This is a genomic window from Pseudomonas sp. SA233, from assembly GCF_054792385.1.
The window spans coordinates 5,154,820-5,167,123 of record NZ_CP096449.1 but is presented as its reverse complement, the minus strand read 5'-3'; the positions used below and the strand labels follow the sequence as shown (position 1 = coordinate 5,167,123).

The 12,304-nt window shown below is 63.9% G+C and carries 12 protein-coding genes; 10 read left to right on the top strand and 2 right to left on the bottom strand.

Annotated features, from left to right (window positions below):
* Positions 1–1,014, top strand: coding sequence for a flagellar motor protein MotB (gene motB / locus M1D87_RS23735; RefSeq protein WP_015272013.1), 1,014 nt, complete (start codon positions 1–3; stop codon positions 1,012–1,014).
* Between the two features lie 174 nt (positions 1,015–1,188).
* Here motB and rsgA read toward each other — a convergent pair whose 3' ends face one another.
* Entirely contained in the window at positions 1,189–2,220 is a 1,032-nt protein-coding gene (rsgA, locus tag M1D87_RS23730; protein ID WP_013974444.1) for a small ribosomal subunit biogenesis GTPase RsgA, read from the bottom strand.
* A gap of 143 nt (positions 2,221–2,363) precedes the next feature.
* Here rsgA and orn point away from each other — a divergent pair, with 143 nt between their 5' ends.
* A complete protein-coding gene (orn, locus tag M1D87_RS23725) occupies positions 2,364–2,906 on the top strand; it encodes an oligoribonuclease (RefSeq protein ID WP_003258152.1) in 543 nt (180 codons plus the stop codon).
* 100 nt (positions 2,907–3,006) lie between these two features.
* Positions 3,007–3,618: a trimeric intracellular cation channel family protein gene (locus M1D87_RS23720; RefSeq protein ID WP_013974442.1), complete on the top strand. Its 612-nt coding sequence runs from the start codon at positions 3,007–3,009 to the stop codon at positions 3,616–3,618.
* A 181-nt stretch (positions 3,619–3,799) separates the two neighbouring features.
* Here M1D87_RS23720 and queG read toward each other — a convergent pair whose 3' ends face one another.
* Positions 3,800–4,864 (bottom strand): tRNA epoxyqueuosine(34) reductase QueG, encoded by a 1,065-nt coding sequence (gene queG, locus M1D87_RS23715; RefSeq protein ID WP_085720917.1) that lies wholly within the window; start codon positions 4,862–4,864, stop codon positions 3,800–3,802.
* A 65-nt stretch (positions 4,865–4,929) separates the two neighbouring features.
* Here queG and M1D87_RS23710 point away from each other — a divergent pair, with 65 nt between their 5' ends.
* The 7 genes from M1D87_RS23710 to hflX all read left to right on the top strand — a co-directional run bounded on the left by M1D87_RS23710 (position 4,930) and on the right by hflX (position 12,227).
* Positions 4,930–5,790 carry an NAD(P)H-hydrate dehydratase gene (locus M1D87_RS23710; protein WP_123084752.1) on the top strand — a complete coding sequence of 287 codons (861 nt, stop codon included), beginning with the start codon at positions 4,930–4,932 and terminating at the stop codon, positions 5,788–5,790.
* Positions 5,791–5,798: 8 nt separating this feature from the next.
* The gene (tsaE, locus tag M1D87_RS23705) at positions 5,799–6,251 is read left to right on the top strand and encodes a tRNA (adenosine(37)-N6)-threonylcarbamoyltransferase complex ATPase subunit type 1 TsaE (protein ID WP_374987852.1); all 453 of its coding nucleotides are present in this window, start codon (positions 5,799–5,801) and stop codon (positions 6,249–6,251) included.
* 11 nt (positions 6,252–6,262) lie between these two features.
* Positions 6,263–7,693 (top strand): N-acetylmuramoyl-L-alanine amidase, encoded by a 1,431-nt coding sequence (locus M1D87_RS23700; RefSeq protein WP_013974438.1) that lies wholly within the window; start codon positions 6,263–6,265, stop codon positions 7,691–7,693.
* Positions 7,690–9,585, top strand: coding sequence for a DNA mismatch repair endonuclease MutL (mutL, locus tag M1D87_RS23695; protein ID WP_123084751.1), 1,896 nt, complete (start codon positions 7,690–7,692; stop codon positions 9,583–9,585). The genes M1D87_RS23700 and mutL overlap by 4 nt, the downstream gene beginning before the upstream one ends.
* Position 9,586: 1 nt before the next feature.
* A complete protein-coding gene (miaA, locus tag M1D87_RS23690; protein WP_013974436.1) occupies positions 9,587–10,558 on the top strand; it encodes a tRNA (adenosine(37)-N6)-dimethylallyltransferase MiaA in 972 nt (323 codons plus the stop codon).
* Between the two features lie 94 nt (positions 10,559–10,652).
* Positions 10,653–10,913 carry an RNA chaperone Hfq gene (hfq, locus tag M1D87_RS23685; protein ID WP_003258160.1) on the top strand — a complete coding sequence of 87 codons (261 nt, stop codon included), beginning with the start codon at positions 10,653–10,655 and terminating at the stop codon, positions 10,911–10,913.
* A 12-nt stretch (positions 10,914–10,925) separates the two neighbouring features.
* Positions 10,926–12,227, top strand: coding sequence for a ribosome rescue GTPase HflX (gene hflX, locus M1D87_RS23680; protein WP_015272005.1), 1,302 nt, complete (start codon positions 10,926–10,928; stop codon positions 12,225–12,227).
* Positions 12,228–12,304 lie beyond the last annotated feature (77 nt).

The window sequence follows — 12,304 nt, the reverse complement described above, 5'->3', positions numbered from 1 at the left end:
ATGGAGAACAATCAGCCCATCATCGTCAAGCGCGTCAAGCGCTTTGGCGGCGGCCACCACGGCGGCGCCTGGAAAATCGCCTTCGCCGACTTCGCCACGGCGATGATGGCGTTCTTCCTGGTGCTGTGGCTGTTGTCCACGGCCACCCCGGAACAGAAGATCGCCATTGCCGGCTACTTCAAGGACCCGATCGGCTTCTCGGAAAGCGGAACGCCCTACGTCATCGACCTGGGCGGCTCGCCTCAGCTGGCGCCGGAAAAGACCATCAACCCCGAAGCCAAGTCGGAGCCGACGCCTGATACCAGCATTCAGCTGGACAAGGACCAGGTGGAGACCATGGCCGAGCAGGTCGAGCGTGAGCGCCTGGAGTTGCTGCTGCAGGAACTGCAGAACAAGGTGGAAGAGAACCCGCAACTGCAGAAGTTCAAGGACCAGATCCTGTTCGAGATCACCCAGGACGGCCTGCGCATCCAGATCATGGACGCCGAGAACCGGCCGATGTTCGACATTGGCAGCGCGCGCCTGCAGCCGTACTTCGAGGACATCCTGCTGGCGATGGCCGACACCATCAAGGCGGTGCCGAACAAGATCAGCATCAGTGGCCACACCGACGCCAAGCCCTATGCCGGCAGTGGCGAGTTCGGCAACTGGGAATTGTCGGCCAACCGCGCCAACGCCGCGCGCCGTGCACTGGTGGCCGGCGGCTACCCGGATGGCCAGGTGGCGCGGGTGGTGGGTTATGCCTCGTCGTCGCTGTTCGACCGCAAGGACCCGTTCAACCCGGTCAACCGCCGCATCGACATCATCGTGCTGACCAAAAAGGCCCAGCGCAATATCGAAGGCGAGCAGGGCGCGCCGGAAGCACCGGCTGCCGAGCCCGCGCCGCCGGCCGCTGCGGCACCGGCTGTGCCAGGGGAGGCCGGGCAGGCCCCCATGCAGCCGCGTGAATTGCGCCAGAAGCTGAACATCTTCGAAGAGGGGACGCTGAAGATGGATGAGGCCAAGGACCAGTAAACCTTGCAGGATCGCGCTGTAGCTGAAGCCAGCGCGTACCCTGTGGGAGCGGGCTTGCCCGCGAACACGGGCGAAGCCCGTGCCAACCACCGAGGTGCCTGCTTCGCGGGCACGCCCGCTCCCACAGGATTGGCGTAGCCCTCGAGTCTTGTGCAGAACCTGGGGTGCAAGCGGTCAGTAAGCGTCTTCCGGCAAACTGGCAATGATCGAGCGGTAGCTGTTCATCCGTTGCTGCTTGATACGCCCCTCGTCCAGCGCCTTGAGCAGCGCGCAGCCCGGTTCGCGATCATGCTTGCAGTCGCGGAAGCGGCAGGTGCCGAACAGGTCGCGGAACTCGATGAAACCATCCTCCACATCACTGCGGCTGACGTGACCCAGGCCGAACTCGCGGATGCCCGGTGAGTCGATCAGGTCGCCACCATTAGGGAAGTGGTACAGCCGCGCGGTGGTGGTGGTGTGGGTACCCTGGCCAGACCATTCCGACAGGTCGCCGACACGGGTGCCGGCCTCCGGCAGCAGGCTGTTGACCAGCGACGACTTGCCCACCCCCGACTGGCCGACGAACACGCTGATGTGGCCGTCGAGCATCTGCTGCAGGCGTTGCATGCCGTCACCGTGATGTGCCGAGACCTCGAGCAGCGGGTAGCCGAGCTCGCGGTAAACCTCCAGCAGCGCATGCAGGCCCGGGCCGTTCTCTTCGTTGATCAGGTCGGCCTTGTTCAGCAGCAGCAGCGGGCGAATGCCGGCGTGCTCCGCAGCCACCAGGTAACGGTCGATCAGGTTGGGGTGCGGTTCGGGCGCGGGGGCAAAGACGATCACGATCAGGTCGACGTTGGCCGCCACCGGCTTCAGCTGGCCGTGGTTGTTAGGCCGGCACAGCTCGGTGCTGCGCGGCATCTGCGCGACGATCACACCAATGCCCTGGTTGCCCGCCCGCCATACCACGCGGTCGCCGGTAACCAGCGCCGGCAGGTTGGCGCGCAAGTGGCAACGGAACACCTGGCCCGCGGCTTCGCCGTCCTGGGCTTCCACTTCTACCTGCACACCGAAGTGCGCAATCACCAGGCCCAACTGCTCTGGTCCAAGGTCGCCACCCTCCAGTTCCTGCAGCACGTGCTGTTCGCGTTTGGCCGCACGCGCGGCGCGCTCGTTCTGGATTTTTTCGATGCGCCAGTTCTGGCGGCGATTGAGCTGGCGTTTGGCCATGAAGGTTCCGTGCGTGGGGGCAGGTTGAAAACGGCAGGCAGTTTAGCACGCCAGGCGCCGGACCATTTGGCTTACCTTCGCACCGTGAATGGGCGTGCCTTGGCCACTACGCTACTATGACGGCCTATACGAGGAGCCCCCGCATGCAAAACCCACAGAACCTGATCTGGATCGACCTGGAAATGACCGGCCTGGATCCGGACAGCGACGTCATCATCGAGATGGCCACCATCGTCACTGATAGCGAACTGAACACCCTGGCCGAAGGGCCGGTGATTGCCATCCACCACAGTGACGAAGTGCTGGCGCGCATGGACGAGTGGAACACCCGCACCCATGGCGCTTCGGGCCTGACCCAGCGCGTTCGCGAGAGCAAGGTCGGCATGGCCGAAGCCGAGGCGCAGACCATTGCCTTCCTCGAGCAGTGGGTACCGAAAGGCAAGTCCCCGATCTGTGGCAACAGCATCTGCCAGGACCGCCGCTTCCTCTACCGGCACATGCGCAACCTGGAAAACTACTTCCACTACCGCAACCTGGATGTTTCGACCCTGAAGGAACTGGCTGCACGCTGGGCACCTGATGTGCGCGACAGCTTCAAGAAGGGCAACACCCACCTGGCGCTGGACGACATCCGCGAATCGATCGCCGAACTGCGCCACTATCGCGAGCACTTCATCAAGGTGTGAGCCGAAAAGGCGCAGATATTGTATCTGCGCCCTCTTTTGGTGCCATGGGCAACTGGTTAGACTGCGCGCCTTTCTCGCACGCCCGCACGGACCCCGCACCATGTTGTTGATGCTCTACCTCATCGCCATCACCGCCGAAGCCATGACCGGCGCGTTGTCTGCAGGCCGCCGCGGCATGGACTGGTTCGGCGTGGTGCTGATTGCCTGCGTCACCGCCCTGGGTGGCGGCTCGGTGCGTGACGTGCTTCTCGGGCATTACCCGCTGACCTGGGTGAAGCATCCTGAATATCTGGTGCTGACCAGCTGTGCGGCGCTGCTGACCATTTTCATCGCGCCGATGATGCGCCGCCTGCGCTCGCTGTTCCTGGTGCTCGATGCCCTGGGGCTGGTGGCCTTTACCCTGATCGGCTGCATGACCGCGCTGGAGATGGGGCAGGGCATGCTGGTGGCGTCGATCAGCGGGGTGATCACCGGGGTATTTGGCGGGATCTTGCGGGATATCTTCTGCAACGATATTCCCTTGGTGTTCCGCCGCGAGCTGTACGCCAGTGTGTCGTTTGCCGCGGCGTGGTTCTACCTGGGGTGCGTGTATTTCAAGGTGCCGGCGGAGCAGGCGATGCTGCTGACCTTGTTTGGCGGGTTCCTGGTGCGGCTGCTGGCGATTCGGTTCCATTGGGAAATGCCCAAGTTCCACTACAACGACCAGCAGTAGCCTTGACATGCGCCCCCTGTGGGAGCGGCTTTAGCCGCGAACACCGGCGTAGCCGGTGCCATGCACCGCGTTGGATTCTTCGCGGCTAAAGCCGCTCCCACAGGGTACGAGGATCGCTTGCGAATTCAGTTATCTGTGCGATAACGCAGCCCAAAGGGCTGGACAATCTACCTCAGGGGGGCTACGAAATGCCGTGCTGCGCCAGCGCCCACTCCACATGCTCCCTCACCAGCTCAGAGGCATCCTCGCGCCGCGCCTTCAGCGCTTCGATCACCGGGATAGTCGATGGCGCATTGCCAAGCCCAACCGCCAGGTTGCGCAACCAGCGCTCATACCCGGCCCGGCGCAATGGCCCGCCTTCGGTCTTGCGCAGGAAGGTCTTTTCATCCCACAGGAACATCTCCGCCAGCTCGGCATTCTCCAGCCCGTGCCGTGGCTGGAAGTCCTGTTCCTGGCTGTGCCTGGCAAAGCGGTTCCACGGGCAGACGATCTGGCAGTCATCGCAACCGAACACCCGGTTGCCCATCTTCGAACGCAACTCGACGGGGATCGGCCCCCGCAATTCGATGGTCAGGTAGGAGATGCAGCGCCGTGCATCCAGCACATACGGCCCGACGAAGGCCTGGGTCGGGCAGATGTCCAGGCAGGCCTGGCAGCGCCCGCAGTGTTCGCTCGTGGTGGCTTCGTCCACCGGCAGCGGCAGGTCGACGAAAAGCTCGGCGAGGAAGAAGTAGCTGCCCGCCTTGCGGTTGAGCAGCAGGGTGTTCTTGCCGATCCAGCCCAGCCCGGCCTGCTCGGCCAGGGCCTTTTCCAGCACCGGAGCGCTGTCGACGAAGGCGCGGTAGCCGAACGGGCCGATGGCTTCCTGAATGCGATCGGCCAGGAACTGCACGCGCTTGCGCACCAGCTTGTGGTAATCCCGGCCCAGGGCGTAGCGCGATACGTAGGCTTTTTCGGGCTGTGCCAGGCGCTGCGCCATCTGTGTGTCGCCCGGCAGGTAGTCCATGCGCAGCGATACCACGCGTACCGTGCCAGGGATCAGTTGCTCTGGGTGTGCACGCTTGCTGCCGTGGGCACCCAGGTAATCCATCTCGCCCTGGTAGCCGGCGTCGAGCCAGCGCTGCAAATGGTGTTCGTGTTCGCCAAGGTCTACCCCGGCGATGCCAACATGGGCAAAACCGAGTTCTTGGCCCCAAATCTTGATGGATTGGGCCAGTTGGGCGAGGTCAGGCGTACAGGCGGACATGGATGGGCAAGGCAATACGGGCTCAGGTGCGTATAATTCTGCCAGACATTGGAGCCTTTGACCCCATGCCGCAGACCAAACACCCCAGCCATACCCCTCAATTGCTCAGCAGCGTGACTGTCGCGCACCTGCCGGCACGGCATGCGCATGCCCATAAAGGCGACTTCGGCCATGTACTGGTGGTCGGTGGCGACCTCGGTACCGGCGGCGCGGTGCTGCTCAGTGCCGAGGCCGCCCTGCGCTGTGGCGCGGGGCTGGTCAGCGTGGCGACCCGGCCTGAACACGTGACTGCCAGCCTGGCGCGCCTGCCCGAGGTCATGTGCCAGGGCGCCACTTCGGCCAACCAGCTGATGGGCGTGCTGGAGCGCGCTTCGGTGCTGGTGGTCGGCCCTGGCCTGGGCCAGGCAGCCTGGGGCCGCAGCCTGCTGTCGGCGGTGGCCAATGCCGAGCGCCCACAGGTGTGGGACGCCGATGCCCTGAACTTGCTGGCGCGCACCCCGCTGGCCCTGCCCAGTGGCAGCATCCTTACCCCGCACCCAGGGGAGGCAGCGCGGCTGCTGGGCATTTCCACCGAGGCTGTACAGGCGGATCGCCCGGGCGCTGCACGCAAGCTGGCGCGGCGTTACAACAGCGTCTGCGTGCTCAAGGGGGCCGGCACTCTGGTAGCCGACCCGGCCGGGCAACTGCTGTTGTGCGAACGTGGCCACCCGGCCATGGCCGGTGCCGGCCTGGGCGATGTGCTGACCGGCGTGCTGGCGGCGCTGTTGGCCCAAGGCCTGGATGCCTGGCATGCCGCGGGGCTGGGGGTATGGCTGCACGCCTGTGCCGGCGAGCGTCTGGGCGTAAAAGGTAGAGGCCTGGCTGCCAGCGATCTGGCGCCGGTCATTCGTGAGTTGTTGGAGGAGCATTCTGCGTGTCTGGCTTAAACCTGTTTCTGGCCGATGAAGCGGCCACGGTCAAATTCGGCGCACAACTGGCCGAGGTGACCAGCGGTCACGGCGTGATTTTTCTGGAAGGTGACCTGGGCGCGGGCAAAACCACGCTGTCGCGTGGCCTGATTCGTGGCCTGGGCCATACTGGTGCAGTGAAAAGTCCGACCTTCACCGTAGTCGAGCCTTACGAGATCGGTGAGGTGCGGGCGTTCCATTTTGACCTGTATCGCCTGGTCGATCCGGAAGAGCTGGAGTTCATGGGCATTCGTGACTATTTCGAGGGCGACCCGCTGTGCCTGTTCGAGTGGCCACAAAAGGGAGCGGGCGTTTTGCCAAAGCCCGACCTGACCATTACCATAAGCCCCCAAGCGGGCGGACGCTCGCTGAACCTTTCGCCGCAGGGGGCTCGCGGCGAGGCCTGGTGCGTGGCACTGGCCGAACACTATAAACAGTAAGTGGGGTAGGTATGCGCATACGCGCACTGGTCGCCATCGTTGGGCTGCTGCTGACAACGGTGACCGTTGACGCTCTGGCCGTCACTCAAGTCAAGAGCATGCGCCTGTGGCGCGCGCCGGACAACACGCGGCTGGTCTTCGACCTGTCTGGCCCCGTGCAGCACAGCGTCTTCACCCTGAGCGCACCTGATCGCCTGGTTATCGACATCAATGGCGCGACCTTGGCCGCGCCACTGAACGTGGCTACCTCCAATACGCCGATCAGCAGCGTGCGTTCGGCTCAGCGCACCCCGACAGACCTGCGCGTGGTGGTCGACCTGAAAAAGTCGGTCACCCCAAAAAGCTTCACCCTGGCGCCCAATGCCCAGTACGGCAACCGCCTGGTGGTCGACCTGTACGATCAGGAGGCTGACGCCATCGCGGCCAGCGCGCCGACTCCGGCCCCGACTCCGGCACCAACGCCTGCAACCACGCCAGCAGTACCGGTGACCCCGGCCCAGCCTGCCATCAAGCTGCCGCCGGTTCCCAACGGCAAGCGTGACATCGTGGTTGCCATCGACGCCGGTCACGGCGGCGAAGACCCGGGTGCATCCGGCTCGCGTGGCCAGCATGAAAAAGACATCGTGCTGCAGATCGCCAAGGAACTGCAGCGCCAGATCAACAGCGAAAAAGGCTTCCGGGCCGAGCTGACCCGTACCGGCGACTACTTCATCCCACTGCGCAAGCGCACGGAAATCGCCCGCAAGAAGGGCGCCGACCTGTTCATCTCGATCCATGCCGACGCCGCGCCATCCCGCGCCGCCTTTGGCGCCTCGGTGTTCGCCCTGTCCGACCGCGGCGCTACCTCCGAGACCGCGCGCTGGCTGGCCGACACGGAAAACCGTTCCGACCTGATCGGTGGTGCCGGTAACGTCAGCCTCGACGACAAGGACCGCATGCTGGCCGGCGTGCTGCTCGACCTGTCGATGACCGCCACGCTCAGCTCCAGCCTCAATGTCGGGCAGAAGGTGCTGGGCAACATGGGCCGCATTACCTCCCTGCACAAGCAGCGGGTGGAACAGGCCGGCTTCATGGTGCTGAAGTCGCCGGATATTCCGTCGATCCTCGTTGAAACCGGGTTCATCTCGAACAACAACGAAGCTGCCAAGCTGGCCACCGCCAGCCATCAGCAGGCCCTGGCCCGTTCGATCCATACCGGTGTGCGCCAGTACTTCCAGCAGAACCCGCCGCCAGGCACCTACATCGCCTGGCTGCGCGATACCGGCAAGATCGCCGCTGGCCCGCGTGAGCATACGGTGCGCCCTGGCGAGACCCTGGCGATGCTTGCCGTTCGCTACCAGGTCAGCGTCACCAGCCTGCGCAGCACCAACAGCCTCAAGACCGATGAGCTGAAGGTCGGCCAGCGCCTCGATATCCCTGCTACCACGTTGGCCTCCCAATGAGTGGCGGTTCGCGCATCCAGCTGCTCAGCCCGCGGCTGGCCAACCAGATTGCCGCCGGCGAGGTTGTCGAGCGGCCGGCCTCTGTCGCCAAAGAGTTGCTGGAGAACAGCCTGGACTCCGGCGCCCGGCGTATCGACGTGGAAGTTGAGCAGGGCGGCGTCAAGCTGCTGCGAGTGCGAGACGATGGCAGCGGCATCTCCGCCGACGACCTGCCGCTGGCCCTGGCCCGTCACGCCACCAGCAAGATCCGTGAGTTGGAGGATCTGGAAGGGGTCTTGAGCCTGGGCTTTCGTGGTGAGGCCCTGGCCTCGATCAGCTCGGTGGCGCGCCTGACCCTGACCTCGCGTACCGCCAGCGCTACCGAGGCCTGGCAGGTAGAAACCGAAGGCCGGGACATGACCCCGCGGGTGCAGCCGGCGGCGCACCCGGTGGGTACTTCGGTGGAAGTGCGCGACCTGTTCTTCAATACCCCGGCCCGGCGCAAGTTCCTCAAAGCCGAGAAAACCGAATTCGATCACCTGCAGGAAGTGATACGGCGCCTGGCGCTGGCGCGCTTCGATGTCGGCTTCCACCTGCGCCACAACGGCAAGAGCATCCTCAGCCTGCACGAGGCCCACGATGAAACCGCCCGTGCGCGGCGGGTAGGCGCCATCTGCGGTCCGGGCTTCATGGAGCAGGCGCTGCCGATCGACGTGGAACGCAACGGCCTGCGCCTTTGGGGTTGGGTCGGCCTGCCGACGTTCTCGCGCAGCCAGGCAGACTTGCAGTATTTCTTCGTCAACGGCCGTGCGGTGCGCGACAAGCTGGTCGCCCACGCCGTGCGCCAGGCCTACCGCGACGTGCTGTTCAATGGTCGGCACCCGACTTTTGTGCTGTTCCTGGAGCTGGAGCCCAACGGCGTCGACGTCAACGTGCACCCGACCAAGCACGAAGTGCGTTTCCGTGAGGGGCGCTCGGTGCACGACTTCTTGTATGGCACCCTGCATCGCGCCCTGGCCGATGTGCGCCCGGAAGACCAGTTGGCGGCGCCAGTTGCCGTACCCGAAGTGGTCCGCCCCACGGGCCCGCAGGCCGGTGAGTTCGGCCCCCAGGGCGAAATGCGCCTGGCCTCGCCGGTGCTCGAGCAGCCGCGTGGCCTGCAGCAGTCATTCTCCAGCGGTGGTAGTGGTGCGGGTTACCAGTACCAGTACACGCCGCGCCCCTCGCAGCCGCTGCCGGCCGCCGAGGCACAGGCGGTGTATCGCGAGTTCTACAAACCGCTGGATGAAGGCGCGGTGCCGACGACGCTGCCTGAAAGCCAGGGCGATATTCCCCCGCTGGGCTACGCGTTGGCGCAGCTCAAGGGTATCTACATCCTGGCCGAGAATGCCATTGGCCTGGTGCTGGTAGACATGCACGCCGCTCACGAGCGCATCATGTACGAGCGCCTCAAGGTGGCCATGGCCAGCGAAGGCCTCAGCGGCCAGCCGCTGCTGGTGCCCGAGACCCTGGCCCTGAGCCAGCGTGAAGCAGACTGCGCCGAAGAGCACGCGCAGTGGTTCCAGCGGCTGGGTTTCGAACTGCAGCGTCTGGGCCCCGAGACCTTGGCTATCCGCCAGATCCCGGCTTTGCTCAAGCAGGCTGAGGCCAACCGCCTGGTGCAGGATGTACTCGCCGACCTGATGGAATACGGCACCAGCGACCGTATCCAGGCGCACCTCAACGAGCTGCTCGGTACCATGGCCTGTCACGGTGCCGTGCGCGCCAACCGGCGCCTGGCGATCCCCGAGATGAACGCCCTGCTGCGTGACATGGAAAACACCGAGCGCAGCGGCCAGTGCAACCATGGTCGCCCCACCTGGACCCAGATGGGCCTGGACGACCTGGACAAACTCTTCCTGCGCGGTCGATGAAATGAGTGGCAAGCCCCCTGCAATATTCCTGATGGGCCCGACGGCGGCCGGCAAGACCGACCTGGCCATCGAGCTGACCAAAGTACTGCCGTGCGAGCTGATCAGCGTCGATTCGGCGCTGGTCTACCGCGGCATGGACATCGGTTCGGCCAAGCCCTCCAAAGAAATCCTCGCCGCCCACCCGCACCGGCTGATCGACATTCGCGACCCGGCCGAAAGCTATTCGGCTGCGCAGTTCCGTGCCGATGCCCTGGAAGCCATGGCCGAGATCACCGCACGCGGCAAGATCCCGTTGCTGGTGGGCGGCACCATGCTCTATTACAAGGCGTTGATCGATGGCCTGGCCGATATGCCGGCGGCCGATGCCGCGGTGCGTGCCGAGCTGGAAGCCCAGGCCGAAGCGCTGGGGCTGGCCGAGTTGCACCGCCAGTTGGCCGAGGTTGACCCTGAGTCGGCGGCGCGTATCCACCCCAACGACCCGCAGCGATTGATCAGGGCGTTGGAGGTTTACCGGGTGAGTGGCGAGAGCATGACGGCACATCGACAGCGTCAATTCGCGGAAAGTCGCGGCGCAGACGCAGGCGCTGGCGGACATTTGCCCTATACTGTCGCGAGTTTGGCGATTGCTCCTACAGATCGTCACATTTTGCATCAGCGAATTGCGTTACGATTTTCACAGATGCTGGAACAGGGCTTCGTCGACGAGGTCCGATCGCTGCGAGCCAGAAGTGACTTGCACGCCGGGCTGCCGTCTATACGGGCAGTGGGGTATCGGCAGGTCTGGGATTACCTGGACGGCAAGCTGACTGAGAATGAGATGCGTGAACGCGGTATCATTGCCACCAGGCAGCTGGCCAAGCGGCAGTTCACCTGGTTGCGTGGCTGGCCTGAAGTACACTGGCTTGACAGCCTGGCCTGCGACAATCTGTCCCGCACCTTGAAATACCTTGGGGCCATCTCCATATTGAGCTGAGTCCCTGCTGATTGCCGTCTATTCTTGCGAAGGGGCGGCCTAATTTATCGATTTTCTTGATTTTCTATTATTTATCCTTACAGGAGTGCGGCATATGTCAAAAGGGCATTCGCTACAAGACCCTTACTTGAACACCTTGAGAAAAGAAAAGGTCCCGGTATCCATCTATCTGGTCAACGGCATCAAACTGCAGGGTTCGATCGAGTCCTTCGACCAGTTCGTGGTACTGCTGAAGAACACCGTCAGCCAGATGGTCTACAAGCACGCCATTTCGACCGTGGTTCCTGCCCGTCCGGTTCGTCTGCCAAGCCCGTCCGATTCCGAACACGGCGACAGCGAGCCAGGCAACGCCTGATAGGAGCCTGCATTGTTCTTTGAGCGCCACGGTGGTGGTGAGCGGGCGTTGCTCGTTCACTTGGAAGGTCAGAACCCTGAGGCGCGCGAAGACCCGCAGGAGTTTCAGGAGCTGGCATTGTCGGCCGGTGCCGACATCGTCTCGCTGGTCACGGTGGCAAGGCATCAGCCTTCCGCCAAATACCTGATTGGCAGTGGCAAGGTCGAAGAGTTGCACGACCTGGTCCATGCCGAGCAGGTAGACCTGGTGATTTTCAATCACACCCTCACGCCCAGTCAGGAGCGCAACCTCGAACGTGTGTTCGAGTGTCGTGTGCTCGACCGCACCGGGCTGATCCTCGATATTTTCGCCCAACGGGCGCGTACCCATGAAGGCAAGCTGCAGGTCGAACTGGCCCAGCTCGAGCACATGAGCACGCGGCTGGTGCGCGGCTGGACCCACCTTGAGCGACAGAAGGGTGGTATCGGCCTGCGCGGCCCGGGTGAAACCCAGCTGGAAACCGACCGCCGCCTGTTGCGGGTGCGCATTCGCCAGATCAAGTCACGCCTGGAGAAGGTGCGCAGCCAGCGCGAGCAGGCACGCCGCGGGCGCAAGCGTGCGGACATTCCGTCGGTATCGCTGGTGGGTTATACCAACGCCGGCAAGTCCACGCTGTTCAACGCCCTGACAGAATCCGAGGTGTATGCCGCGGACCAGCTGTTCGCCACCCTCGACCCGACCCTGCGCCGGCTCGAGCTGAACGACCTGGGGCCGATCGTGCTGGCCGACACCGTGGGCTTCATTCGCCACCTGCCGCACAAGCTGGTCGAGGCATTTCGGGCTACGCTCGAAGAGTCGAGCAACTCCGACTTGTTGCTGCATGTGATCGACGCCCATGAGCCGGAGCGCATGGAGCAGATCGAGCAGGTGCTGGCGGTGTTGGGCGAGATTGGTGCCGAAGGGTTGCCGATCCTCGAGGTGTATAACAAACTCGACTTGCTCGAAGATGTCGAGCCGCAGATCCAGCGCAATGCCGATGGCAAGCCGGAACGGGTCTGGGTATCGGCACGCGATGGGCGTGGCCTGGAGCTGGTCGGCCAGGCGATTGCCGAGTTGCTGGGGGATGATCTGTTTGTCGGTACCCTGTGTCTGGAGCAGCGTTTTGCCCGCTTGCGCGCGCAATTCTTTGCCTTGGGTGCCGTGCAGAGTGAAGAGCATGATGAAGAAGGGCGCAGCCTGCTGAGCGTGCGACTGCCCATGGTCGAACTGAATCGCCTGGTCAGCCGCGAAGGCATGGAGCCGCAAGTGTTTGTCGAGCAACACACTTTGCAATAAATGCTCGTCGAGGTCGCCGGGCAGCAGTGACAGGCATTCTGTAGCATTGGACGGCGCGCCGTGGGCGCGTCTTTGCT